Source organism: Paraburkholderia sediminicola (assembly GCF_046027825.1).
Classification (GTDB): Bacteria; Pseudomonadota; Gammaproteobacteria; order Burkholderiales; family Burkholderiaceae; genus Paraburkholderia; species Paraburkholderia sediminicola_D.
Window position 1 is genome coordinate 42,949 of record NZ_JAQQDU010000040.1, and the last position, 26,062, is coordinate 69,010.

Consider the following 26,062-nt stretch of genomic DNA (forward strand, 5'->3'; position numbering starts at 1 on the left):
ATGCAGACCAACCCGAAACATGGTGTCGTTGCAAACCGCGAAGTCGCACTGGCAGACACCATTCCCTACTCGACGCATGTGACGGATCACGTGATCAAGACGCGCGAAGGCGACTACCTGCGGAGCTGGAAACTGGCGGGCATCGCGTTCGAGGCCGCCGATCCGGTCGACATCATTGTACGCCACGATGGGTTCAACCAGCTGGTACGCGGTCTGCCTGGGGGCCACGCGTCACTCTGGTCGCATCGTCTTCGCCGGCAGGTGTCTGACCAGTTCGCCACGCCCTACGGTAACCGCTTCTGCCAGGAGCTGGCCACACGCTACTACGCGAGCTTTGCCGGCTACCGGATGATGGCCAATGAACTGTACCTGACGCTTGTCTACCGGCCCAATCGCACCAGAATCGGTCGAGTCTTCAGCCGCGCCGCGCGTCGTACGAGAGACGATATCAGGCGCGCCCAGCAGGACGCTCTCAAGGTCATGGACGAACTCGCCGCTCAGGTCGAGTCGAGCCTGAAACCCTATGATCCGATCGCGCTCGGGGTCTATCGAAAGCCGAGCTTGCACACGAAGCGGCTTCGCCGGTATTCGTCCGCGCTGGAGCTGCTCGGCTACCTCGTCAACGGCGTCTGGGAGCCGGAGCCTGTTCCCTCAGGACCTATCCGCGAATCGTTGCCGACTTCTCGCCTGTTTGTCGGCGTTGAAAAGGTCGAGATCCGCATGCCGGCCGCGACGCGGCATGCCGCGCTGCTCGACCTGAAGGACTATCCTGAAGAGACCGAGCCGGGGATGTTGAACGGCCTGCTGTACGGCGACTTCGAATATATTGAAACGCAGAGCTTCACGATTCTCGACAAGCCGGACGCGAAGGAAGCGCTTGAGCGGCAGCGCAACCAGCTCATTGCCGGCGAGGATGTGGCGGTCTCGCAGGTCGATGCCATGGATCAGGCGCTCAACGACCTGATCAACGGAGACTTCGTGCTTGGCGAATATCATTATTCGCTCGCGGTACTTGGCGATACGCCGGAGAAAGTGTCGAAGGCTGTCGCGAAGGCACGTACGCAACTCGCGGATGCCGGGTTCCAGACGGCCCTGATCGATCTCGTGGCGGATGCGGCGTGGTTCGCCCAGTTGCCGGGCAACTGGCGGTATCGGCCTCGAGAAGCCAAACTTACGTCACGTAATTTCTGCGGGCTGTCCAGCCTGCACAACTTCGCGACGGGCAAGCGCGACGGCAATCCATGGGGCGAGGCGATCACGATCGTCAAGACGCCGAGCGGCCAGCCGTTGTATCTCAACTTCCACGTGACGCCGGAGAAGCAGGATTCGGCCGACGAGAAGGCGCTTGCCAACACCCAGATCATCGGTCAGGCCGGGGCTGGCAAGACGGTGCTTGAACTGTTCCTGCTCGCGATGGCGATGAAGTTCGGTCTGACCGCCGTGCTGTACGACAAGGACCGTGGCACCGAGATCGCGATCCGGGCGATGGGCGGGATCTATACGGTGTTTCGCCGTGGGGAGCCTACCGGTCTGAATCCGTTCCAGTTGACGCCCACGGAATCCGTTGTCGACTTCTGGGAGCGGCTCGTGCGCAAGCTCGTCGATGCGGGAATGCCACTTTCCGCCAGGGATGAACTCGACATCTCGCGCGCAGTGCGTGAAGTCGCCCGCATGGACAAGTCCCTGCGGCGGCTCTCGATGGTGCGACAACTGCTGCCGAATGTAGGGGAGAACAGCCTGCACGCGCGGCTGGCCAAATGGTGTGCGGGCGGGCGTCTTGGGTGGGTACTGGACAATCCGGCTGATTGCGTGGATCTCACGCGCGCGAGTCTGTTTGGCTTCGACGACACCGAACTGCTGGACGACGTCGAAGTGTCAACGCCCGTCACGATGTACCTGCTGCATCTGACGGAAAGTCTGATCGACGGCCGGCGCTTCATCTACGTAATGACGGAATTCTGGAAGCGGCTCTCCGACCCCGTCTTCACTGATTTCGCGAAGAACAAGCAGAAGACGATCCGCAAGCAGAACGGGCTGGGGATTTTTGACACCCAGTCGCCAGCCGACGTGCTGCGCAGCGATATCGCACGCGCACTGATCGAGCAGAGCGCGACGTTCTTCTTCCTGCCGAACCCAAGGGCCGACTACGACGATTACGTGCACGGATTCAAGCTCACCGAAGCTGAGTTCAACATCGTACGCAATCTCGGCGAAAGCAGTCGCATGTTTCTTGTCAAGCAGGGCCATCGCTCGGCCATCGGCAAGCTCGATCTCGCGGGGCTGGGCGATGTGCTCGATGTACTGTCCGGCACGACCGATAACGTGGAACTGCTCGATACGATCCGCGCGCAGGTCGGAGACGACCCTGATGTGTGGTTACCGCTTTTCCACGCCGAGCTTGCGAAGCGCCGCGCGGCGCAGAAGGGAGGTACGCGATGAGTGGCCTCTTTACCGCGATTGGCGGCACGCTCGAAAACGGCATGTCGACCTACGTCACGAGCGTCTCGTCGGCGCTCTCCAGTGCACTCGTTCCCATCGTGACCACGGGCGTCACGATCTGGGTCATTGCCTACGGTTTGGCTATCGTGCGGGGCGAGGCGCACGAGGCGGTGCCGGCTTTCGCATGGCGTGGGCTCAAGGTTGCCGCGATCCTGGCGTTTGCACTCGGCTCCGGTATCTATCAGCAGCAGGTCGTGGCGGCGGTCAGCGGGGCCACGTCGGGTCTCGCCCAGACGATCCAGAACGCGGCGAACACGACGGGTGGCGGCAATCCTGGATGCGCGGCGGTCAGTGGCACTGGCGTGACGGCGGCGAGCGATACGAGTATCTACCAGACGCTCGACTGCTATGACCAGCAGATCGATCTCGTGCTGGACGCCTACTCGGAGAAGGCCACGCATGAGGGGTTCAGTCCGGGCGGGATCGCGGCCGCGATCGGCGACACGGCATGCGGGTTCGTGGCTGCGATTGGCGGCTCGATTTTCCTGATCGTGCTCGCGTTCGAGGTCGTGATGGGTCGCATGCTGCTCGACCTGGTGCTTGGACTCGGTCCGATCTTCATTGCCTGCGCGGCGTTCGCGCCGACTGCGCGCTTCTTCGAGGCGTGGACTGCGAAGGTCGCGAACTACGCGCTGCTGCAGGTGCTGGTGGCTGCCTTTCTGGGGATGGCCCTGACGGCTTTTTCGACCGAGCTTGCGCCTTTCCAGGTGACGACGTCATCGCCTGGTGCCAATGCCTCTTCACTTGTCGCGGCGGGGCAAGCGGCGCTGGAAGCATCGGCGGCGTGGGGTGCGGCACTCGGCATGTTTGCGACCGCGATTTTCCTGGCGATGGTCGGATGGCAGTTGCCGTCGGTCGCATCCGGACTGTCGGGTGGCGCCACGGTATCCGGGGTTGGTGCATTTGTGGCGGGTGTCGCATCTCGCCGCATCGCCACAGCGATAGGACAGGCACTGACCCGTGGGGGAAGCGATCCGCGCTCCGGCGGCAGGATTCGCGGCGGAACCGGGTCGGGGGGCGGTGGAACAGCTTCAGGGAGTGGCGCGTTACCCGCTTACCAGCGGGCCGCACGCGCCAATCTGGGACAGGACAGTTGAGAGTGAGGTGACGATCATGACAGGACGATTCAAGGTAACCGGTGCGGCAATCGTATGGGCGACGTTTTGCTCGGTTGGTCACGCGCAAGGGATTCCGGTATTCGACGCACAGAACGTGGTTCAGTCGATTGCGGCGGTGGTCCAGCTCGAGCAGCAGGTTCAGCAGGAGGTCCAGATTTACGAGTCGACGGTGGGGACACGCGGCTTTGGAGCGCTGTTGAGTAATCCAGTGATCGCAAAGTCCCTGCCGTCGAACTGGCAGAGTGTCTATACAGCGGTCCAGGACGGAGGCTACAGCGGGCTCACGGGCAGCGCCCAGGCGCTACGTTCGGCGAGCGAGATCTACAACTGCGCGGACCAGTCTGGCATCGACCAGCAGGTGTGCCAACGAGCGCTGAACAAGCCGTTCCAGGACAAGGCATTCGGTCAGCAGGCGTATCAGACCGAGTTGCAGGAACTGAACCAGATCCAGAGCCTGATGCAGCAGATCGACGTTACGCAGGATCCGAAAGGTGTGGCGGAACTGCAGGCGCGCATCCAGAGCGAGACGACGGCGGTCGGTAACGAGATGACGAAACTGCAGCTTTTCCGGATGCTGGCCGAGACGGAGGACAGGCTCATCGCCGAGCAGCAGAGCGAACTGGTGCTGAGCCGGGCGGGAAACACCGCCCGTTTGCAGGACCAGATGGTACCGGCCTCGTTCGGGAACTGAGGGACGATCATGTGCAAATTTCCTGCTGGATTGCTCGCATTAAATTTAGTCCTACTTATGAGTGGATGTTCTTCGGAACCACCGAAACCCGTGCTGCCGGATGGATCGCATCGCGTGCCAGTCAACCGCGTTCCCTCAGCTCCGGCGTCGTCTGTTCCGCCGGTACTGCCTACATCGTCGGTCGAAGGAGGTGGGCGATGACCGGCCCCGAGGATTACGGGCGCGTGCTCGATATTGAAGCGTCGCTCACGCTCCTGCAGGAGCGCTCCGAGCAGCGTGCCTGGATCGTTGCCTATGGTGCGCTCGCGGTGGCGGTACTCAGCGTGGTGGCGCTTGCTGTGATGGTCCCGTTCTATCGGGTCGTGCCACTGCCGATCGAGGTTGACCGGCTGACGGGCGAATCTCAGGTAATCGATGTGCTCGACGCACGTCACGTCGATACGAAGGAGATTCAGGACAAGCACTGGGTCGAGGCATATGTGCGTGCCCGTGAACGCTACGACTGGGGCCTGCTGCAGATGGATTACGACAGCGTGCTGACCATGAGCGATGACGTGGTGGCGCGGGATTTTCGCGGCGTCTACAGCGGTCCGGACGCGCTGGACCGGCAACTCGGCCCGAACACTGAGCGGCGGGTACGGATTATCTCGACGACGTTGCCGCCCGACGAACCGGGTCATGCTGTGGTCCATATTGAGCGCACGACATTCAAAAATGGCTTCGCGAATGCGGAGCCGCCGCAGCGCTTCGTGATCACGCTCGCGTATATCTACCGGCCGCCGGTCTTCACCCGCGAAAGCATTGCCGTTGCAAACCCGTTCGGCTTCAAGGTAACAGCTTATAGCCGCGATCCGGAATATACGCCGCCCGCCTCTTCCGCGGCTGCAGGGGGTACGCCATGAAACCGGTTGCTCTCATGGCGCCCTGGCTCGTCGGGCTACTGGTTCTGAGCCAGGCCGCCCGGGCCTATGACCTGCCTGGCTGGTCCGATGATTCGCGGGTCCGGCAGATTGTGTATGCGCCCGATGCCGTTGTCCGTATCCAGGCGCAGCGTGGCTTTGCCACCCATATTGCGCTTGATCCGCACGAGCAGATCCAGGTCGTGGCGCCAGGCGACCGCGATGGCTGGCAGGTCGTCGCGAACAGGGGCGACCATGACGTGTACCTGAAACCGCAACTTGCCGCCCACGATTCAAATCTCGAAATCCGGACCGACAAACGCAGCTACAGCTTCGATCTCCTGGTGCTGCCCCTGAAGGCGAAGTTTGGCAACGATGACGAGATGTATCGAGTCACCTTCGTCTACCCGGAGGAGGCGAAAGCGCAAGCGCACACCGAAACAGACGCGGAGCTCGTCGCGCAGCGCCTGGGCCAGCAACCCGTGGTCCGAAACACGCGGTATTCGATGCAGGTCATGCCGCATTCCGACGACATCGCGCCGACCACGGCGTGGGACGACGGGCGGTTTACCTATATCCGCATCCCGAACAACAGGCGCATTCCCGCGATCTTCCGGGTGGCGGATGACGGCACCGAAAGCGTGGTTGACCGGCACATGGAGGACGACGTGATTGTGGTCCACGAGGTGGCGAAGCGCTTCGTGCTGCGTCTCGGTGACGAGGTCGTCGGTATCTGGAACGACGCGTACGACATGGACGGCGTGCCGCCCCGTGATGGTACGACGGTCACGGGTGTGAAGCGTGTGCTGCGGAGTCACGGCGATGAATGACGAAACGCGTAACTCGATCGGGCCTGATGACTCCAGCGACCGTAGTCGGGCAACGAGCGACCGGGATTCCGCGGGTACGGCTGAGGTGGCCACCGATCGTGGCATGCCGGCACTTGGACAGTACCGGAGGGCGCGCCCGCGGGCCTGGTGGCTAACACCCCTGATCGTCGTCCTGGTGGCATGCGGCGGGGCGGTCTGGACGATCCATGCGTTCCTTGCCCGTCACGATGCGCAAGCCAAAGCGCGTCGCGATGCGATAGCGGAGACGTCAGCACAGGGCCGGGTGTTCAGGGACGGCCTGGGCACCGCGAGTGCCGCATCCATACCGGTTGTAGCGAGCGCACCTGTTCCGACGTCGGAGCCAGCGCGGGTGCCGGTCGCAGCCCAACCGTCTGCACCGGTTTCACGTCCGGTGTCGGTGCGCAGTTACTACGATGCGCCGCTGCTCGCTGCGGGTAACACGGCCGGAGCGGGTGTTCAGGCTGGAGGTGCTGCGGTCGGTCCCGGCGCGCTCTCGGCAGAAGGGGTTCTGGATGGTGTCGCCGGGGCAGCCTCGTCGGTGGCGGCACTCGCGCCCGGCCGGACCGTCATCGCACCCGGACAGGGTGGCGCCGGAACACTCGCCCAGGCGCTGACGCCGACGGCCACGCCGCGAGTCGCAGCGGGCACGCTCGGTAACCGCAGTCTGGTCCTCGCGCAGGGCGCCAAGATTGACTGCGCGGGGGACACCGCCTTCGATTCGACCGAGGCGGGACTGTCTACCTGCACCGTGACGAAGAATGTCTATTCCGACGACGGCCGGGTGGTGCTGATCGAACGGGGCTCGCAGATCAACAGCCAGTACCGGTCGAACCTGTCACCGGGGCAGAAGCGGACCTTCATTCTGGCGGCACGTATCGAAACGCCGCACGGCGTGACCGTCGAGATCGACTCGCCGGCGGCCGACGCGCTCGGCCGCATGGGAATCGACGGCTATGTGAACAACCACTGGGGCGAGCGTATCGGTGCGGCGATGCTGCTCGGCCTGACCCAGGATGCCATCGGGTATCTGGCCACGCGTGGCGGCAACAGCAACGGCTCGGTCGTCTACGAGAACACGCAGCAGCAGGGTAATGACATGGCAACCCGGGTACTCGACGGCACGATCAACATCCCGCCGACGCTCACGCAGAACCAGGGCGCCGAATTCACGATCGTGGTCGCGCGGGACCTGGATTTCGGATCGGTCTATGTGCTGCAGCCGGAGGGGGCGCGATGATTGTCCATACTGACATGCAGGACCAGTCCGCGGACACAGTGATGGCGCGACTTCCCGACGACGCATCCGTTCGGGAGCTGATGCGACCGTTCGCGCGACTGCTGGACGATGCCAACGTCACTGAGCTCGTGATCAACAAGCCACAGCGCGTGCTGACCGAATCGCATCGCGGCTGGCACGGTTACGACTACGCCGATCTCGACTACGAGCGCCTGATGTCGTTCGCAGTGGCCGTTGCCACGCTCACGAACCAGGAGGTTTCTGCGCAGCATCCGGTCCTGTCCGCATTGCTGCCGGGCGATGCCCGCATCCAGATCGTGGTACCACCGGTCGTGCCGCCGCGCACCGTTTCGGTCACGATCCGCCGGCCGTCCGCGCGCGAGAAAACGCTCGATGCATACCGGGAGGAAGGGCTCTTCGACGATACGCTCTGGCATCGTCCGGACGGCCTCGACACGGCATTGCCCATGCTTCGGCCCGCTGACCGGAAGCTCGTCCAGTGCCTGGAGGTGCGGGATTGGGGAGCGTTTTTCGAACTGGCCGTCACCGGGCGCCTGAACATCGTGATCGTCGGCAATACGGGTTCCGGCAAGACCAGTTTCATGAAGACCCTGTGCCGGTCGATTCCGACGACCGAGCGGATCGTGACGATCGAGGACGTGCGTGAGTTGTTTATCCGCCACATCGAGAACTGTGTTCATCTGCTCTACAGCAAGGGCGGTCATGGCCAGGCACGCGTGACACCGGCGGACCTCATCGCGAGCACGATGCGTATGCGGCCCGACCGGGTGCTCCTTGCCGAGCTGCGTGGCGCTGAAGCCTACGACTTCCTGAAGCTCCTGACGACAGGACACTCGGGTTCGATTACGAGCTATCACGCCTCGAGTGCCACGGTCGCGATCGAGCGCTTTGCGCTGATGGCGAAAGAACATTCCGAAGCTGCAGCCTATGACGATGCCGCATTGAAGCGCCTGCTGTTTCTGACCATCGATGTGGTGGCGCACATGGAAGCACATGCGCTCTACGACGAAGCGGGTGAACAGACAGCCAGGCGTTGGAGCATGACGGAAGTCTGGTTCGATCCGGTGCGCAAGGCGCGCACGACTTTCTCGTGAGGCCGGTATGGATATAAACCGTCGATCCCGGATTGATCCCGACGCCGCTAACGCCTTGGCGCGTCACGTGCGGCCGACCGCCATTACGGTTGCTGCGCTGGTGCTTCTCACCGGCGCCCTGCTAGCGTCGCTGTGGCTCGCGTCCTTCTTTCTGTACGCCAGCCTGCGGGTCAATCCTTTGTATGCCGGACTGTGGGGTTGGCCCGATGCGGTGCTCGCCTGGCACGATGGCCTGATGCCGAACGGTGGCCGGCGTCTGGCAGGTGCGGCGCTACTGGGTGTACTCTTCGCCGCCGGCGGCCCGGTAATGGGGCTGTACACGGTATGGGAGCGTACCGGGCGGCGGCGCCTCTACGGTAGTGCCCGCTTTGCCAGCGAAGCGGAAATCCGAGCAGCGGGGTTGCTATGAACGCGCGACTGAACATGGACGCCCCATCTATTGTCGTGGGTGTCTGGCGAGGCCGTTATCTGCGTTTCGCCGGACAGCAGTTCGTGTTGCTCGGCGCACCCGCGCGATCCGGCAAGGGCGTCGGTATCGTGATACCGAACCTGTTGAGCTACCCCGACTCCGTCGTGGTGCTCGACATCAAGCGTGAAAACTATGCACTGACCGCAGGATTCAGGCGCGCGCACGGGCAGGAAGTGTACCTGTTCGACCCGTTCGCAGAAGACGGCCGCACGCATCGGTACAACCCGCTGTCGGCGATCTCGGACGGACTGTTCCGTGTGGGGGACATCCTCGGGATCGGGTACGCCCTGTATCCGCCGGGCGGCCATGATGACTTCTGGAAGGATCAGGCACGCAACCTCTTTCTCGGCATCCTGTTGCTGCTGTGCGAATGGCGTGATGCGAAGCGGGCGGCCAAGGGAGCATCCATTCCTGACTATCCGGTCACGATGGGCGAGGTACTACGCCAGTCGTCCGGCAACGGTATGCCGGTCAAGGCGTATCTGCAGCGTGCGCTCGTCCAGCATCGCGACCTGCTGAGCGGGCCGTGTATCGACGCCCTGAACCGCTTTCTGTCGAACGACGACAAGGTGCTCGCAAGCATCCTGGCGACCTTCCACGCGCCGCTCACGATCTGGGCCAATCCTATCGTCGATGCGGCAACGAGCGCCAACGACTTCGACCTGCGCGACGTGCGTCGCCGCCGCATGTCGGTCTATATCGGGATCACACCCGATCACCTGTCCGAGGCGGCGCTGCTTGTGAATCTGGTGTTCTCACAGCTCGTCAATCTCAACACGAAGCAGTTGCCGGAGGCAGATCCCGCGCTCCGGTTCCAGTGCCTGCTGTTGCTCGACGAGATGACGGCGATCGGCAAGATTCACATCATCGCTCGCGCGGTCGCGTACATGGCGGGCTACAACCTGCGGCTACTGTCGGTTGTCCAGTCGGTGGCGCAACTCGAATCCGTGTACGGCCGGGCGGACGCCCGCACGTTCCTCACGAACCACGCGATGCAGATTCTCTATGCGCCACGCGAGCAGAAGGACGCGAACGAGTATTCCGAGATGCTCGGTACCTTCACCGATCACTCGCGTAGCGTCAGCCGGTCGAGCGCAATCTTTGGCGGCCGGGGTGGATCGAGCGAAAGCACGTCCGAGCAGCGCAGGGCTTTGCTGTTGCCGCAGGAGCTGAAGGAGCTCGGCCGCGACAAGCAAATCATCCTGCTGGAGAACACCAAGCCCATTCTGGCTGACCGGATCTGCTACTGGCGCGATCCCGAGTTTGCTTCGCGCGTATCGGCGGCGCCTGCCGTACCGGCGATGAATCTCGCGCGCTTCAGCGCCCAGGCTGAACGACGATTGCGGGAGGTACAGCCCGATGAGATTGACCCTGAAGGCGCGGGCGCCATCCAGGTACCGGCTGATTATCTGGAAGTCTTGCAGGCCTGGGATCCACGCGATCTCCCGCAACGGCTTTCTGACCTTAGCGAGGACGAGGCCGTGACGTATGTCGAGCGGCATTTCATGTTGCTGGGTGTCCCCGCCGCGCGTGTCGCGCGCGCGACACGTCGGCTGTCCGTGGCGGATATTGACGTGGCGGAACTGGTGCCGGCTAAATCTGTTCGCGTGAGGCGTGAACCTGCGCCGGTCGCCAGATCAAATGTCGCGCCGAGGCAGGGAGCACGGCAATGAGCACGAGCTGGGTGGATGAAGCTACGCGCGTGCGAGCCGCGCTGGCCGTCATTCCTGCGGATGACTACGGTACGTGGATCGACATGGCATTCGCGCTCAAGCACGGCTTCGGCGATGCTGGCTTCGACATCTGGGACGAATGGAGCCGCACGGCCGGCAATTACAACGAGCGCTCGGCGCGTACGACGTGGCGTTCGGCAAGGGAGTCCGGCGGCAAGACGCTCGCATCGCTTTACTGGCTTGCGCGGCAGCACGGCTTCGATCTGAAGCGTACCCACTATCCCGACCGGATGGCAACAGCGCTCGCGCCACATCCCGACGTGCTCGAACGCAGGGCACGCGATGAGGCCCGGCAGCAGGGGCGGCACGCGGCGGTGGCCCGGGAGGCACAGGAAATCTGGCAATGGGCACGACCGGTGGGTCCGCAACACCCGTATCTCGTTCGTAAGCAACTCGAACCGACACGCTCCCTGCGCGAGCTGGAGGCTCCCGAGCTGCACGCCTTGCTGGGGTACGTCGCGGCGAGCGAAGAGCAGCCGTTCAAGGGGCGTGTGCTGGTTGTGCCGTTCTGGATCGGAGAAGCGATCTCGACACTGGAGCTGATTGATGAGCAGGGCCGCAAGTCATCGCTGGCGGGAGGCGTCAAGCGAGGTGGGTACTGGATCGCAGGACCCGCGCCGAGAGAGAGTGAACCCACAACACCGATCCTGATTGGCGAAGGCATGGCGACGGTGCTATCCGCATACAGGGCGACGGGCTGGGTGGCACTTGCGACCCTTTCGAGCGGAACGCTGCTTGAGGTCGCCGGCGCGTTGCGCGAACGATATCCCGATGCTGATCTGGTTGTACTCGCAGACATCGGGCCTGGAGAAACCAAGGCCCGTCAGGCAGCCGAAGAGTCGCAGGCACGTCTGGCGCTGCCTGCGTTCGCCGGTGACGCACCGCTGGATGGCAAGCCCCCGACTGACTTCAATGACATGGCAGTGCTGCTGGGGACGGCGCGCGTCGGGGACCGTTTGCGCGAAATCGCATTCGGAAGCATTGGGCTGGCAGTCGATGGCATGGAACCGGCTGTGGCTATCGTAACCGACGCAGCCGACGCAAAGACGGACGAACCGAAGGAGGAAGTGATGAGCCGTGTGAAAGAAACCCTGGTGAACGAAGCAGAGGGCAGTTCGCGTCGCCGGTCGCCGAAACGGAGTGCCCCGAAGCAGTCCGATACGCCGGAGACTCACGTCCCGGCGAGCGCAGCGGCCGAGGTTAACGGGGCGGCGAAGGGGGCGGCGGTCGAGCCGTCCGCATTGCCGCCGGTGGTTGAGTCTCCGGCAGCCGGGACGACGCGGTCTGTGTCGACACGCCCGCCTGTTGGTGAACCGCTGTTCGCTGTGGGGGGCGTGCCCAACGAAGTCCGGGCGCTGGCCGAGCACCGCTTCGGCACACCGTTGCGCATGGGTACACCGCGCGAGAACGGCGGTCCGTACAGAGGAGAGGTGTTCAACACCGAGCACTATCTGATTCAGGAGGTCGCAACGCGCAGCGTCGTGTTTCATCCGAAAGAGCGGATGGAGTTTGCGTCGGACCGGCTCCGTTGGATGGATGAGAACGCACGCCTGAATGGATCGGAGTTGCAGATCGGATACGACGCAGACAGGCCGAAAGTTTATCCGTGGGATCGCGCGCGGGATCTGCTCGAGCGCACGGTCGGCTCGCTGAAGAAGTCGGCACGCGAGTTGAACTTCAGTCCAAATCTGGAGGGGATGCTGGATCAGTTGCAGGCGCGATCGTGGGCGCGCGTACGCGAGGCTCGAGCGGCGGCGCTGGAGCAGTCGAAGGAGCGGGCGGCATCGCAGGACCCTCCTGGGCCTGACCGTTGAACCTTCTCATGCGTCGCCAGCTGCGACGAGTCGTATCTGATCCGTAAGAGGTTCCTCCATGACTGAAACATCACTCTCTGCCGAGCCGGTCATCAACGTGATCGAGCAGGATATTCGTGGCTTGCCTGGCGCCGTGGAGCAATCCGGCAGCGCAGGTCGTACCCAACAACTGGACGCGGCGGCGATGGATGCCGTGTCAGCGCGGCGTCGACGCGAGTTCGATGCGGCCCGCTCGCGTCTGCACGATCAGGTGGCCCGTGACAATGTCGAATTGATCCGGCAGCCAGATGCGAGTCCTGGGACCAATACGCCGTCGAAGGGCAACGTTACTGCGCGTGCGCCGCTCGATCAGCCACCCGAGCGTGTGCGCAAGCGCTATCTGCGCACGGGCAACCAGTATTTTCTCAAGGATGCGCCGTATCAGCTCGCGTTTGAGGATCTGGGGCCGTACCTTGTCACCGAACATAACCGGCCGGACGTGGTGGAGTCGATGGTTGACATGGCTTCGGCCAAATCGTGGACAAGCGTTCGCGTATCGGGACATGAGGCATTCCGCAGTGAAGTGTGGTTGCAGGGGACACTGCTTGGCATCGAGGTGAGGGGTTATGAGCCGAAGGCAGCTGATCTCGCACGCCTGGCGGATGCGCGGCAGGCACTTCCGAAAAACCGGATGGAGGTTGACGCATCGATGCCTCTTGCCGGAACGGAATCGCCGTCGGCGGACAACAGCACATCGGCGAAGGCGTCCGCAACCCAGGCGGAAACACCAGGCGACAAGAGCGGTACGGCTCGCCCGGTGTCTGCACGCTCCGAACAGCAGCCACGACCCTACCGGGCAGAATTACAGATGATCAGTGACGAACCGGAGACCCCACGGCAGTACGCTGGCGAACTGCGCGAGCATGGCCGCGCGCCGTACCTGCACAACCCGGCACGAAGCGATTCCTACTACGTGGCGTTCGGAGACGCGAGGGGTACTGAGCGCGTCGTATGGGGAGTGGATCTGGAACGTACCATGCTTGTATCACGCGCTGAACCAAGAGATCACGTCACGCTGGAAAACCTGGGTCGGCGCATCGTCCCGGTCAAGGTGCCGATTCTCGATGACAACGGCACGGTGGTGGGCGAGAAAGAGAAAGACGTTTACCGGAATACCTGGCAGGTCGATGTGGTGCAGCGTGAACGATCGACTGCCGAATCTTGCGGGCACCCCGAACGTTCATCCGGAACAGCGGCTCCTGCTAACGCGCCAACGCATGAGGGTCGTCAGGCGCATCGACGTTCGACTGTATCCGATGAGGACAAGGTTCTGCACTTGGCTGTATTGGTCGGGGCCATGCGAGAGCAGGGCTTCAGTGCGCGTTCGATTGCGCGTGTGCAGCAGCGCGCGGAAGAGATGCTGGATGCGTTTGGCCTGGAAGGTATTCCGGTGCCTCGACCAAGAGTTTTCGATCCGAAGGCGCCGTCTGAGCGCGATCGCCGGGCACGTCCAGCTGCTGGGCGTGCGCCTGTGCGCGAGGTTGAGCGCGAGATTGAGCGCGCGCTGACCGAACCCTCGCCTGCACGCTAGGGGGAGCCATGCGTTTGCGTGAGCGCCTGTGCGTCGAACTCGCGGGTATGCGATCGGACTGGAATCTCCGGTGTATGCGCCGCGGCCTGACGCCAGGGGAGGGTGTGCGGCAACTTATTGCGGCGGCGCTGGATGTTGACGCTGACAAACTGCAGGCCGAATCAGAAGTTGATTGGATCACGATCAACGAGCCTCGCATACGAATCGAGATCAGGATAACGCATGCAGAGCTGGAAGCGGTGGAGCACCGCGCGGAGGCATCGGGCCTGACCAGTAACCGCTGGGTTGTCGCGTTGATCCGGGCGGAACTGATGCGTGAACCTCAGCTTGGCGTGCATGAGATGCGGTTGCTGTCGGACTCGAACCAGCAGCTTGCCGTGATCAGCCGGTGGCTGGGACACCTCGCGCGAGAAGGGAATGCGATGCATATGGTCGCCAATGTGGGGGGCGACATTGGAGCACTCCGGGACCACATCGACGTGCATCTGCGTGCCGTGGCGGCTCTCATTCGTGCGAACCTTGATCGATGGAGCCGGTGATATGGCTTACCCGAAAGCCTACATCGACGCGATGCTCCTGAACTGGGGCGACCGCCTGTTTCAGGAACCGTTCAGACATGTCGGTGCGCCGCGGCTTTCGCGTGCCGCCATGCGAGGTGCAGCCACTCGTGTACGGGAGCAGTTGGCCCGGACGCTCAGAGGTACGCCAGAGGTGATGGTCAAGATCACCAACAAGGCCTCGAGTGCCCAGGGTATGGGTGCGGTGCGCCGGCATCTCCGATATATCTCGCGCAACGGCCAGGTCGAACTGGAAGACCAGAACGGCGACCGGGTTACCGGTGCCGAGGCTGTCCGCGATCTCGCGCGAACTTGGCAACTCGGCGGGTGGGGAATACCGGAGACGAGTCATCGTCGTGAGGTATTCAATGTCCTGCTGTCCATGCCGCCGGGCACGAACCGGCAGGCCGTGCGCGATGCTGCGCGCGATTTCGCGGCACTCGAGTTCGGTGATGGTCGCGCTTATGTGTTTGCCGCACATGACGACGAGGCCCATCCGCATGTCCACCTCAGCGTGCAGGTGCGGGGCCAGGATGGTCGACGTCTCAATCCGCGCAAGCAGGATCTGCGGCGATGGCGCGAGCGATTCGCTGAGCAGTTGCGCACGAATGGTGTCGATGCGAATGCGACACCCCGGAAAGCACGCGGTGCCACACAGCGCTATCCGAAACCGTGCGTCAAGCATATGCTGGCGCGCGGTGAGGTGCCGATGTACTGGCAGGCTGTCGCAAATGCGGAGCAGCGACAGACAGGATGGCAGTCTCATGACGGCGTATTCGCCGCATGGCGGGAAATAGCACTGACGATGGCAGCGTCGCCAGCGAGGCCGGATCGTGAAATGGCGGTCGGCATTGCAGACTTCGTGCAGGCCATGCCGGTGCAACGGGATGCGCCAATGGTCGTCAATCGTGCACAGCAAAAAGAGCCTCCGCGACCCGAGCGCTTGCCGACAAAACAGGAAAATCGGCTGGGCGATCCTGGTCCGGAGGTCGATCGCTGACGCGGGGGCGGTGGCAGACGTGCTCGCGGCAAGCCGAGACTGGGAGATCAGAATCTTATGGCATTGATCAAGCGTATGGCGTGACGCTCGATGTCTTTATGGATCGACAAACCATCCGGGTGCGCCCTTGTATGACGCAAAGAGCAGGAAGATCATCGCGATCAAGAGAAGCGGAATACCGTAGACGGCCACTGGCAAAAATAGCATGAACTGGAGAAACGAACCGCCGACGCCGTGCAGGAGATCGGTATCCCCAATGTTCTCATAAATCAGCCACGCAGCAGCGGCAATGCCAATTGCCATGAGAATAAGTCCGCCAGATGGCGGCGTGTGACGCAACGGGGCGGTTACCCAGAAATAGTATCCCCACCAAAGGAAGTTGATAGCGATCGCCGCTCGCCAGAATCCGCGGGCCGTGAAGAAGCTGCAGCCGAAGATGCCTCGGGAACGGCGGTTGAATAGCCAGATTCCCCTGGCAACAATGAATAGAATAACTAAGCTGATGGTGAGGTTCAGCATACTCATGCTACGTTCTCCTTCGGTACTGGATGCGAGGTCCGCGCTGGATTTGCAGGCAAAGCGCAACTCGCTATCCTGTTTCCAAATATAGTCGGCTGTCTGGCGAATGCAACCAATCCCTTTACGCGATCAAGGACGGTACCGCTGGATAACGGATCCGATGTATCACTAGATCAGCCACTGCATGTTTAGCGCAGGGCCAACGCTCACCAGGACCGCAATTGCTGTTCGATGAGCGCGACATCGATGCACAGTGCCCCGATGCTCAACAGTTTGGCAGTGTCCCGCTGCAGAACCCGTTCATATAAGTTCAGCAAAAGCGGGTTCCAATCGCTGCGGCTTCGAACCGGGTCAGACACGTTGCTCAGATCTGGACAAGAGGAGCTTTCGTTGAAACTGGCCCTTGGCAAGATAGGGATATCGATTCGTGCGACGATGTTGTCGGACTCGGTGAGAAAAGAGGGATGGTCCTCACGCATCAGAAACAGCACAGTAGCGATCAGATTTACGTCTTCATCCAGGCTCCCGTTGTCGGCATGGCGTGCTTGTGCTGCCGCGAGACTGTACGCTGCCACCATGTCGCGACTCCGCTGATATAACCATCGTTGTGCCTGTTCAATCTGTTCGTTCAGCGCGAGCAGTCGGTCGTATTCCTGCTTGCTCAGATCAGCCCAGCGACCGGACCGTGGAAGTCCATCCGACATTTCTCCGTCCTGTACTCGTTGATGCTCCGAGGTGAAAAAGCCAACCCTACATTCCCTACTTCGCTTGTGAAAAGGTCTAACTCCACCGACGGCGGGTTTTGGAACCGACTGCCCGGCATTGTCGATGCTACGAAAATCGTAGTATCTAACGTGACGTTTTGCAACGATATTCGTAGCTTCGTTTGCAACGAGCTATTATTGAATGTCTGTGGCGCATTCGTCCGTCTTTGGAGCGCGATTGAAAGAGGCTCGTCTTGAGGCTGGGCTGTCGCAGAAGCAGCTTGGAATTGAGGCGGGCCTGGACGCTTTTGTTGCTAGCACTCGCATAAACCGATATGAACTCGGTATCCATAAGGCGGATTACGCATTTGCGAACCGCCTTGCGGCGGTGCTTGGGGTGCCTGTGGCGTTCTTCTATGCGGACGAGGCTGATATGGCTCGTCTAATTCTCCTGTTTGGCCGACTTCCGAAAAAAAAGCAGGGTGATCTTTTGTCTCATGCCGAGACCTTGATCGCTGGCTGAGCCTTGGGCCTGCTGTTCAGGCGATCCGCACACATTCAAGGACTAATCTGGGCTTGCTACTGGCTGTTCCGGTTGTGGCGAGTAAACGTAGTTGATCCAGAGGGCACAGGATTCGACCATCTGTAGTGCCATTCCGGCCGAGTGGATATCCGAAGTGCCGTGAGATAAGTCATTACGCAGTGAAATTAGGCCCTCAATTGGATCGATTGGTACGTTGGTACCTGGACTGGGCAAGGGGTGGGCGGCTTTCCTGGCGCGATCGACATGCTTTCGCAGAGTGCCGCGAGAAGTATGGCCACGACCATTGAGCCGATATTTCAGGGCCAACTCGAAAGCGCCAAAAGCTTGTACCTCGCCGACGACAAAGAGGTCGTAGTCAAAGAAGGGGAATCTCTGCAAAAGTCCTGGCATTGACGTGAGCATGGATTATCCTGGTAGCAGGAGAATTCAAGGGGCGACGTGATGACGCAAATGGATCTTGGCTTAAATCTGTCCACCAAGCGTACCCGCAAGCGCGAGTTTCTCGAGGAGATGACACGCGTGGTGCCGTGGCGGAAACTGATCGCGCTCATCGAGCCGCACTACCCTAAAGGCAAGACTGGGCGGCCGCCGTTTCCGATCGCGACGATGCTGCGTATTCATTTCCTTCAGCAGTGGTTCAGTCTCTCGGACCCGGCGATGGAGGAGGCGCTGCATGACATTCCGCTGTACCGGGAGTTCGCGCTGCTGGACGCTGGCATGACGCGGCTGCCCGATGAGAGCACGATCTTGCGCTTCCGGCACCTGCTTGAGGCCCATGGACTGTCCGTTGGAATGCTGGCGACGGTCAATGAGGTCTTGCAGGCGAAGGGCCTGATGCTCAAGGTGGGCTCGGCGGTCGACGCGACGCTGATTGCCGCGCCCAATTCGACGAAGAAGCCCGGCACGCGAGACCCCGAGATGAGGCAAACGCAAAAGGGAGGTAGCTGGTACTTCGGCCTGAAGGCGCATATCGGAGTCGATGCCGAATCGGGTCTGGTGCACACGGTGAAGTGCACGCCGGCGAATGTTCACGACATCACGGTGGCGCATGAACTGTTGCACGGGAAAGAAAAGATGGCGTTTGCTGATGCGGGCTATGTGGGCATTGAGAAGCGAGGCGAAACGGGAGCGGTTGAGTGGCACGTCGCGATGCGACCGAGCAAGCGGCGAAAGCTGGATAAGAGCAAGCGGCTCGACAGGATCTACGACGAGATCGAACGACTGAAAGCGGGTGTAAGAGCGAAGGTGGAGCATCTGTTTCGGGTGCTGAAGTGTCAGTTTGGATATCTGAAGGCGCGCTATCGGGGACTCGCAAAGAACACGGCTCAGATCGAAACGCAGTTCGCATTGGCTAACCTTTGGATGGCGCGCAAGATGTTGTGAGGCGCAAGGAAGGGCGAAGGTGGGCAGCAAAAGGTGTAGCGTTGGCCGTCAGGATGTTACTGGTGGCCATTCGACGCAGTGCAGATGACGATGCGATCTTCACGTTGAGTGGGTCAATTAGAGATCCAAAGCAGAAAACGGGTTGTTCAGACCTTCCAAGGCATAAATGATCGTGTTGCGTGCACGGTCGAACGCCACCTGAACCTCATCTGGCATAAGATCGGTCAGGGTGATGCCCGCGAGTGCCGAATGATGATCTGCGAGACTAACGGGACGAATAAGACCATTTTTGACAATACACAGATCGGCAAAGCGTGGATCCGGCTGCAGAATGCTGTCGACGGATTTGAAGGCCATTTCATCAATCCCGTGTTGAAGCAAGTTGAGGATCGGAATACAAGGCGCGATGGCCCGGCTGGCCCGAGCTGTCATTCACACCGCCTCTGGTACAACGATCGTTCATAGAGACTAGCGGTCCTGCATTTCGAGTTCTTGTTATAGCTACCTGAAGTTTACCCGTGCCTCTATCTTCTTAATAGCGTCTAACGCGCTAACACCATAGCCGGAATCATCGCAAAGTGCTCGGAGAGCTGGCAAATCGTCACTGTCTCCTGCTTCTCCCAGCACCTGAATGCAGAAGATCGCAATGCCGATCGGGTTACCGCGCATCCCAAGGTCGTAGTACGAGACCTGAGCCTGTGGCTTCTTGAGACCCTCGCGGCAGACCTGTAAGGCCAAATCGGGATATGTATCTATGATCGAGCGGCGTGTGTTGCGATCCCAACGGCGCACTGACATAACAAGATCGAGGGCACCGGCGCTTGCGCACTTGGAGTGATCAAGAAGGATGGACCTCGCACTGTAAGTATGGCTGGAAGTCTGGGGATCCTTGACGTGCGTTCGAGATGACCAATAAAGAAGTTCGCCGCAAGCAAGCAAGGCACGCTCCGTATCCGTCGTCACTTCCCCTCTCATGTGGGGAAGATCAACGCCTAGATCGCCCAAACACTCGTGTGCGGTAACAAAGACCTCGATTGCATCCTGTGGCATAAAAGCTTTTTTTTCGGGAAGCATTGTCCATGGTGCAATCGCTGATGCCGTGGTGGGATCGTTCAATTCACTTAACTGTCGAATAAGGATTCCAAGAAAGGAAAGATACGAGCGAGTCGCGCCACGACAGGCCTTCGTAAGGAGGGCCTTCTTGCGTACATCATCGAGTTGCTGTATTTCATCCCAGTATGCCGAATCGAAGGGGTGGTCGAACTGGCAGGAGAACACTCCCCATGCCGTTCTGTCTGCATCCTCGCCCTCGGTGTTCAGGGTTTCATCGATCTCACGGCGAACAACCTCGGAGTGATTGTACTCTTCCTCCTGCAATGCTCCGAGCGCCTGAAGCGCCTCAAAGATCATCGAGTTCATCATCACCCCGAGTTTGTCGAGGGACGCCTCAAGGGCTTCAATCATCTCCGTCCGATATGGCTCCTCCGCGTCACGAACGTACAGCACAATATTGAGCAGATCGAGTTGGAGATGATAGGGACATGACCGTATGTTCTGAAGCAAGGTTCGCACGTAAGGAACAACCTCGGCGACGTATTCTGTCGATCTCGTCAACCCGATCAGAAGATAGAACTGGCCCGGCGTTTTCGCGTCTGACCATGCTTTTCTGATCGCCGGACCGAAGTCCTGGCCTGGCTGACTACGCCGCAACAGGAAGCCGCTGTGAATGAACGAAATCAATTGCGATATTGCGGCAGTTCGGTCCATAACGTACGCCTGCGAGAACATCGCGTGGCGAAGAGGAATGTTCCTGTCCTTGGCTGCAGTCGAAAATTCTTTCGAAGCGGTTGATATGGCTTCGTCCATATAGCTACATGCAGCGAAGACGACATCGATATATTGCCCGTCTATCAGACCGTCGCCAATGGCCTCAAAGTAACGGGTGTAATCCTTGGCATTTTTCTGGATTGAGCTCTCTGCAATAGCTACGCCATCCCATCCTTCGCCGACCAATTCGAACCGGATTGTTTGCGCCTCAGCAACCATTGCGTCCAAGGTGGCCTCTATCCGTTCTTTCACAATTGAATGTGCAGCGGAGCCGCATTCGCCACGACGACAATCCGCCAAGAGATAGGCGTCCACTGTTTTCTCAAGCACGTCCCCGACCATGCGATCGTCCTCGAGGCCGCCAACGATGAATGAACGAGATGACTGAAAACGGGGAGATCTGATGGCCAACTCAATCTGCGAAGCATTGGCCCCAGAGTTTCGAATTGCAGATTCGGCCGCGAATGCGGCGTGGAAGAGCTCGTGCGAGAAGCTCACCCTGTCGCCACGCAAATAGAGAAGTTCCACACGAAACAGAATGTCTCGAGCCCCGTCGTCGATAGACATCGAGTCAGCAAGTCTGTCGAACTCCCGAATGGAGATACTGAAACACGTTCTTTCGGTAAAGACGCTGGCGAGCGTCGTCAGCAGCCGAATACCGTCTCGGGCAGCGCGCCCGAGCTTGCTGCGCGCATAGGCGTCGAAAAGTGCAAACATGCTCGCACCTGCCGGCAGTAACCAACCGGCTTCCCCAATGAGTGTCGCCTCGAGGCCTGAACGTGCGACGCGAAGCAGGGCTATGCAGTTGACAGCGTGATGGCATGGGTCCCCGATCCTGGCGAGAACTAGCTTGAGATCATCCGATGGGCGTTGGACGAAAATCCTCTTTAGCGATAGCAGGTCCGCACAGGACGGGTCATGCTGCGTGCTGATGACAAGACCTGCACCGAAGCGCAACGAAAAAGCCCTGAGGCTTCGAGTTAAGGCAATCTTGAGATCGTCACGACAGTCGTTGTAGCCGTCCAAGAAAAGGACAATTCGTTTTCCGAGAAGCCTGCAAGCGCTGACGATGCTGCTCGTCGATCGGCTGCCGAGCAGTGAAACCTCACGGTCTAGCAAGCCCTGAAGGCGGCCGTCGAAGTCCATTGCTGAAACGAATACCGGCAAGCAGTTGTGTGCAATGCAGGACATCGCACATGAGACAGTAAGCAATGTCTTTCCGCAACCGGATGGGCCAGAGATCAATACACAGTCACTCGTGCTGGCAACCATGGATTGAACATCTGCGACTGCAACAGCATCCTCTTCGGAACCGTACTTGTCGGCGATGAGTTTAGCGGCCTGGGAACCGTAAAACTCCGCAAAGGATGTCAGGTACGCAGCGCACAAGCGTTCAGACGACAGAATCCTTGGGTCCAAGGCACCATCAACGTTAGCGATAGCTTCCAGATGCAAGCGCCTGGCAAGTGCCTCGCACTGTTGAATTGTTAGGATGGCTCCGGAGCGCTGTGTCAGCATCTGCGCGATTTGTTCCGCGCCACCGACCGTAACCTTGAAATCGCCCGAGGTCACCTTCGAGTCACTCGGAATGGCCGGCATGACGGCGACCAGACCGTTGGGATACCCCTCAACGTGGGTAATGTCCTGAAGAGCGTCACGCAGACGGTTCTTTGCCCCGAGGGTCTGCTCGTAGGCGTTCCCGGTTTGCCGCGTGCCAAAGGGCCCAAGTTGAGTCCACACCCCGTTCATCCCACCCTGTACTGGGTGGCTATAGCTTTTTGCTTCAATAACGAGTGTCGTCGTCTCAGTAAAGATTGCAAGGTCAACCTGACGACCGCGGACATTGAAGTTGGCAAATATATAGGCCCAACTGTCAGACCGGGCTGCAGCGGCGTAGGCTATGCGAAGTGCGTCAAGCTCGGACGAGTGCTCGACCGGAGCACCAATATAGATGCGAAGGTGACCGTTTGGTCCGGGAGCAGGGTTCATCACGGATTCTCTGGCACTGTTCGCGCGAGATAGCGACAGAGCACGCCACTGAGACCCACCATCATTTCAGCCTCCTCGAACTGAGGAGGCCTCCCCTCGGTCAAGTGGCGGCCGTAGTTCGAGGTGTATCCCCACGCTTTCTCGACGATCTGATCAACAGGCGCCGGAAATAGCCCTGGATTCCGCTGGATCAGTTGTCCCAGTGTGTCTTTACTTCCGGTCACGTCGCGCGCTACGCATTCGAGAGCCGCCATGGCGTGCTGAATCGCACCGGTTGTTTCCGCCTGTGGCCGCCTGGAGAGATCATTCAGTGCCTCGTGCAGTTCGGTTGCAGCGGTTTTCCTACCTCGTCGACGCAATTCCGTCTGACCTTGACGAACCGCAGCTTCAAAAACTTCGGTGCCTCGGGTCTCGACACGGTTGTCGACAAGCTGCCAACCAACGCCTGCGGCTCGAAAAAACCTGTTCATTCCATCTGCGTAGCTTTGCCCCCGGCGTTCACTTTCTACCGCGAGCATTTCGATCAAGTCGTAGACCTCAAACCATTCGCAATCGCCGATTAGATCTCTGACCTCGTCATCGATATTGGGAAACTCCGACCAATTGTTTCTGTCAGGCGAGCGGTAAAGGACTTGGCACAGGCGTTCCCGTATGTCGCTTGGCCGCAGGCCGCATCGATATGCAATTTGGATCAGCGCATCACGCACTTGTGGTGGTGCATCATTCCTGATCGTGATTTCTGCGTCCGGACGGACGAGGCCTTGACGTTGTGAGAACGAGTCCATGCGATTCTGCTCCAAGGTTCATCGTAATAGCATACCGCTCCAGGTACATCCCGAGCAGACGTCCTCACTACGTAATTTGGAGCCCGCATCCACTCGCCGCGAATGAAGTCACCCTCGCGTCCGTCGCACCGAGAACGCAGATTTATCTACCGTCGGTCACAAAGCTTCCGTCGAACGCACAACAGGACCGAATGGTTCTAGCCCGAAACGCTTTCGTCGTGATACTGCATCAGAACGGCCACGCAACCTTCTGGAAGTCAACGAGTTTCCGCGCGCCAAACCCTGGCTCGACCTGCGTCGCGTAGGCAATGAGTCCTCTAACAGGCCGTTGAAATATCCGTCGTTGATGCGCTCAGGTGCATTACGACGGATGCTCGGTTCGCATTTTTGAAACGCGGAACACGTTTGCGGGCATTCGACGTTGCTCGCGGGTTCGCCATATCGGTGTTATCCATTGCTTCCTGCTCCTCAACCGGCAAGTGTGCGCATACGCGTCAGGTTGTAGCCGACCTGCGTCAACACGAAGAGCTGGTCTACGCGTTCAAGTCCTCGATACATCGCTTGTCGAATTCGTCCGACCGTCTTGCCCCATCCGAACACCTGCTCAATGCGTTTACGTTTTTGCTGGCTGACCGCGTAGCCCGGCCAGCGCGTAGTTCGCTCGTCAATTGCTGAACCTCCTGGACGCCCATCGTTTTGCGCCACATGCGGCGTCACACGGTTCGCTCGACAACTGGCCACGAAACCGGCGGTGTCGTAGTTCTTGTCCGCGCCGACTGTGATGCCGAGCGGCGCAACACTTGCGGCATAGGCAAGCATCAGTTCGGCCGCGTCGCGCTCGGCGGTGCCCGTCGCCAGCGTCACCTGTGCGTTGACCACCAGGCCATGCCGGTTGTCGGTCAGCACGTGGCCCATATAACAGAGCATCGCTCCGGTTCCTTTGCTCTTGCGAAACAGGCGCGCCTGCTCGTCCGTCGTGGATTGGTGCGTCTCGTTACTGCGCTTCTGGCCGTGCCAGTTGTCATTCGGCGCGGGCGGTTCGTCAGGAGGCGTGTCGTCTTTGTCCGGACTTGCCTTGGGCACAAAGCTCTTGTGCCCGGCCCATGCCTGAATCAACGTGCCGTCGACGCTAAAGTGCTCCCCGGAAAGATATCCGCGCTCGCGCGCGGTCTCGACTGTCTCGTTGAAGAGCAACACCAGCACATCGTGTTCGAGCAACCGGTCGCGGTTCTTGCTGAACGTCGAGTGGTCCCACACGGTCCCGTCCATCGGCAGGCCGACGAACCAGCGGAACAACATGTTGTAGGAAATCTGTTCCACCAGCATGCGCTCGCTACGAACTGAGTACAGCACCTGCAGCAAAAGAGCTCGCACCAGCTTCTCCGGCGCGATGCTCGGCCGGCCACCTTTCGCGTCAGCTTCGTACATCCGCGCGAAAACGTCGTCCATGCGCTTGAGCGCATCATTGAGCCAACTGCGAATCGGACGCAACGGATGGTCCTTCGGCACGAAATCATCCAGCTTCAACACGGTGAACATTGACTCGGTAAAACCATCTGGCCCACGCATCCGTTCCATTTCGCTCTCATTGATGACATCAGTTCAACGTTTACGCCTTCGTCCCGGATGACCGCTACATGAGGTATTTCACCGGCCTGCTAAGGTGGTGCTTGAACCCGAGCACCGCGGAGAAGCCTCTCTTGCGCGCATGAGCGACAGGGCCTACGTCGGGGTGTAGGCAAAAATGCAGATGTTGCTCGAGTCGTGATCGGAATTCGCGCGTCAACCGTGGGGTGCCTTGATCAACGTACAGTCCCAGTACGACCTTCCGGGTACCGGGAGGGGCAATGACTGTCTTGGCCGTGTTCGGCGACAGGTCACATTGCCTCATTGCTGAGTACACCCGCTGGATTACCTTCCGGACGTCCGATCGAGAGAAATCTGGGTTGGTCGTCGACAAGGCGATATCGTCGGCGTAACGGGTATAGGCCATGCCATATTCGGTCGCGATATCGGCCACCATCGTATCAAGCCGAAACGAACAGAGATTGGCGAGCAGGGGGCTCGAAGGAGCCCCTTGCGGCAGTGAACCTTGACGCCAGTTCCAATAGGCCTCAATGGAGTACCGGGACGCGCGTGCAGGCGTCTGAACGGGGGGGCCTTCGTCTCGATTCATAGGCACGATTCTCGTGCACAGTCTTGCCATCTCGAACGAGACCAGGGCTGGATAGCCTGCGTCCCTGAAGACACGATATACCGCACGCTCCGAGATGGCCTCAAAAAAATTTTGGACATCCAGTTTGATGAGCCACCGGCACCCACAGTGAATGCCAATCTCCTCAACGGGGCGAGTGTTCTGCGAATACGCGATGCTGGCCGGATGTACCGGCAAATGAGACAGAACGTTATCGTGAATGAATCGTTGTGCCGTACGCAGGCCAGGCGCCGGAGCACAAATCGTCCGCAGCCGGGTAGGTTCACCGGGTCTGCTCCGTTTCTTGATCCGGAAGAGTCGATAAGGGTGAATTGCCTCGTCATTTTTTCGACCCGCGTAGGCACGCAACGCCGGGTAGCTCGCCCCGCACAGAAACGCGAGATGGCGCAGCGTGAAAATCGGAGTGAGATTACGGTTTGCACCCGTAATCGCATCGCCGTACTGTATTGCACGGTTCAATAGAAGAGGATCTATACCCTCCCGAAGGCCGTTTTGCCGATAGTGCTGAGCGCGCCAGATAGCCATCTACTTTGACACCCGAAG

The 26,062-nt window shown here is 60.2% G+C and carries 23 protein-coding genes; 15 read left to right on the forward strand and 8 right to left on the reverse strand.

Annotated features, from left to right (window positions below; translation table 11 throughout):
- From PQQ96_RS21880 to PQQ96_RS21940, 13 genes are all read left to right on the forward strand, one after another.
- Nucleotides 1-2,439 (forward strand): VirB4 family type IV secretion/conjugal transfer ATPase, encoded by a 2,439-nt coding sequence (locus tag PQQ96_RS21880; protein ID WP_408296419.1) that lies wholly within the window; start codon nucleotides 1-3, stop codon nucleotides 2,437-2,439.
- Entirely contained in the window at nucleotides 2,436-3,596 is a 1,161-nt protein-coding gene (locus PQQ96_RS21885) for a TrbL/VirB6 family protein (RefSeq protein WP_408296422.1), read from the forward strand. Before PQQ96_RS21880 ends, PQQ96_RS21885 begins: the two co-directional genes overlap by 4 nt.
- Before the next feature lie 16 nt (nucleotides 3,597-3,612).
- Nucleotides 3,613-4,308 carry a P-type DNA transfer protein VirB5 gene (virB5, locus tag PQQ96_RS21890; RefSeq protein ID WP_408296425.1) on the forward strand — a complete coding sequence of 232 codons (696 nt, stop codon included), beginning with the start codon at nucleotides 3,613-3,615 and terminating at the stop codon, nucleotides 4,306-4,308.
- Nucleotides 4,309-4,505: 197 nt separating this feature from the next.
- Complete coding sequence (locus tag PQQ96_RS21895) at nucleotides 4,506-5,210, forward strand: VirB8 family type IV secretion system protein (protein ID WP_408296428.1); 705 nt, start codon at nucleotides 4,506-4,508, stop codon at nucleotides 5,208-5,210.
- Nucleotides 5,207-6,037 carry a P-type conjugative transfer protein VirB9 gene (gene virB9, locus PQQ96_RS21900; protein WP_408296431.1) on the forward strand — a complete coding sequence of 277 codons (831 nt, stop codon included), beginning with the start codon at nucleotides 5,207-5,209 and terminating at the stop codon, nucleotides 6,035-6,037. The genes PQQ96_RS21895 and virB9 overlap by 4 nt, the downstream gene beginning before the upstream one ends.
- Nucleotides 6,030-7,295, forward strand: coding sequence for a type IV secretion system protein VirB10 (virB10, locus tag PQQ96_RS21905; protein ID WP_408296434.1), 1,266 nt, complete (start codon nucleotides 6,030-6,032; stop codon nucleotides 7,293-7,295). The genes virB9 and virB10 overlap by 8 nt, the downstream gene beginning before the upstream one ends.
- Entirely contained in the window at nucleotides 7,292-8,410 is a 1,119-nt protein-coding gene (gene virB11, locus PQQ96_RS21910; RefSeq protein ID WP_408296436.1) for a P-type DNA transfer ATPase VirB11, read from the forward strand. The genes virB10 and virB11 overlap by 4 nt, the downstream gene beginning before the upstream one ends.
- Before the next feature lie 7 nt (nucleotides 8,411-8,417).
- Entirely contained in the window at nucleotides 8,418-8,819 is a 402-nt protein-coding gene (locus PQQ96_RS21915; RefSeq protein ID WP_408296439.1) for a hypothetical protein, read from the forward strand.
- Nucleotides 8,816-10,552 (forward strand): type IV secretory system conjugative DNA transfer family protein, encoded by a 1,737-nt coding sequence (locus tag PQQ96_RS21920; RefSeq protein WP_408296441.1) that lies wholly within the window; start codon nucleotides 8,816-8,818, stop codon nucleotides 10,550-10,552. Before PQQ96_RS21915 ends, PQQ96_RS21920 begins: the two co-directional genes overlap by 4 nt.
- Nucleotides 10,549-12,426: a PriCT-2 domain-containing protein gene (locus PQQ96_RS21925; RefSeq protein ID WP_408296444.1), complete on the forward strand. Its 1,878-nt coding sequence runs from the start codon at nucleotides 10,549-10,551 to the stop codon at nucleotides 12,424-12,426. Before PQQ96_RS21920 ends, PQQ96_RS21925 begins: the two co-directional genes overlap by 4 nt.
- Before the next feature lie 58 nt (nucleotides 12,427-12,484).
- Nucleotides 12,485-13,996, forward strand: a complete 1,512-nt coding sequence (locus PQQ96_RS21930; RefSeq protein WP_408296447.1) for an LPD7 domain-containing protein — start codon at nucleotides 12,485-12,487, stop codon at nucleotides 13,994-13,996.
- A 74-nt stretch (nucleotides 13,997-14,070) separates the two neighbouring features.
- Nucleotides 14,071-14,535 carry a plasmid stabilization protein gene (locus tag PQQ96_RS21935; RefSeq protein WP_408296449.1) on the forward strand — a complete coding sequence of 155 codons (465 nt, stop codon included), beginning with the start codon at nucleotides 14,071-14,073 and terminating at the stop codon, nucleotides 14,533-14,535.
- 1 nt (nucleotide 14,536) lies between these two features.
- The gene (locus PQQ96_RS21940) at nucleotides 14,537-15,553 is read left to right on the forward strand and encodes a relaxase/mobilization nuclease domain-containing protein (RefSeq protein ID WP_408296452.1); all 1,017 of its coding nucleotides are present in this window, start codon (nucleotides 14,537-14,539) and stop codon (nucleotides 15,551-15,553) included.
- A gap of 96 nt (nucleotides 15,554-15,649) precedes the next feature.
- On the opposite strand, the gene PQQ96_RS21945 is transcribed toward PQQ96_RS21940, so the two are convergent.
- Nucleotides 15,650-16,078, reverse strand: a complete 429-nt coding sequence (locus tag PQQ96_RS21945) for a hypothetical protein (protein WP_408296454.1) — start codon at nucleotides 16,076-16,078, stop codon at nucleotides 15,650-15,652.
- A gap of 200 nt (nucleotides 16,079-16,278) precedes the next feature.
- Nucleotides 16,279-16,776, reverse strand: coding sequence for a hypothetical protein (locus tag PQQ96_RS21950; RefSeq protein ID WP_408296457.1), 498 nt, complete (start codon nucleotides 16,774-16,776; stop codon nucleotides 16,279-16,281).
- A gap of 202 nt (nucleotides 16,777-16,978) precedes the next feature.
- Between PQQ96_RS21950 and PQQ96_RS21955 the strand changes: the two genes are divergently transcribed.
- Nucleotides 16,979-17,299 carry a helix-turn-helix domain-containing protein gene (locus PQQ96_RS21955; protein WP_408296460.1) on the forward strand — a complete coding sequence of 107 codons (321 nt, stop codon included), beginning with the start codon at nucleotides 16,979-16,981 and terminating at the stop codon, nucleotides 17,297-17,299.
- Nucleotides 17,300-17,341: 42 nt separating this feature from the next.
- Here the strand turns inward: PQQ96_RS21955 and PQQ96_RS21960 are convergent, their stop codons facing one another.
- On the reverse strand, nucleotides 17,342-17,722 hold the full coding sequence (locus PQQ96_RS21960; protein WP_408296463.1) for a hypothetical protein: 381 nt from the start codon (nucleotides 17,720-17,722) through the stop codon (nucleotides 17,342-17,344).
- 39 nt (nucleotides 17,723-17,761) lie between these two features.
- Here PQQ96_RS21960 and PQQ96_RS21965 point away from each other — a divergent pair, with 39 nt between their 5' ends.
- Nucleotides 17,762-18,703 (forward strand): IS5 family transposase, encoded by a 942-nt coding sequence (locus PQQ96_RS21965; protein ID WP_408296465.1) that lies wholly within the window; start codon nucleotides 17,762-17,764, stop codon nucleotides 18,701-18,703.
- Between the two features lie 117 nt (nucleotides 18,704-18,820).
- Here PQQ96_RS21965 and PQQ96_RS21970 read toward each other — a convergent pair whose 3' ends face one another.
- From PQQ96_RS21970 to PQQ96_RS21990, 5 genes are all read right to left on the reverse strand, one after another.
- Complete coding sequence (locus tag PQQ96_RS21970) at nucleotides 18,821-19,135, reverse strand: hypothetical protein (protein ID WP_408296468.1); 315 nt, start codon at nucleotides 19,133-19,135, stop codon at nucleotides 18,821-18,823.
- A 69-nt stretch (nucleotides 19,136-19,204) separates the two neighbouring features.
- Nucleotides 19,205-22,519: an NERD domain-containing protein gene (locus tag PQQ96_RS21975; protein ID WP_408296471.1), complete on the reverse strand. Its 3,315-nt coding sequence runs from the start codon at nucleotides 22,517-22,519 to the stop codon at nucleotides 19,205-19,207.
- Nucleotides 22,519-23,304 (reverse strand): AbiJ-NTD4 domain-containing protein, encoded by a 786-nt coding sequence (locus tag PQQ96_RS21980; RefSeq protein WP_408296473.1) that lies wholly within the window; start codon nucleotides 23,302-23,304, stop codon nucleotides 22,519-22,521. Before PQQ96_RS21980 ends, PQQ96_RS21975 begins: the two co-directional genes overlap by 1 nt.
- A gap of 468 nt (nucleotides 23,305-23,772) precedes the next feature.
- Entirely contained in the window at nucleotides 23,773-24,873 is a 1,101-nt protein-coding gene (locus tag PQQ96_RS21985; RefSeq protein WP_408296493.1) for an IS5 family transposase, read from the reverse strand.
- Between the two features lie 64 nt (nucleotides 24,874-24,937).
- A complete protein-coding gene (locus PQQ96_RS21990; protein ID WP_408296476.1) occupies nucleotides 24,938-26,044 on the reverse strand; it encodes a reverse transcriptase family protein in 1,107 nt (368 codons plus the stop codon).
- Nucleotides 26,045-26,062 lie beyond the last annotated feature (18 nt).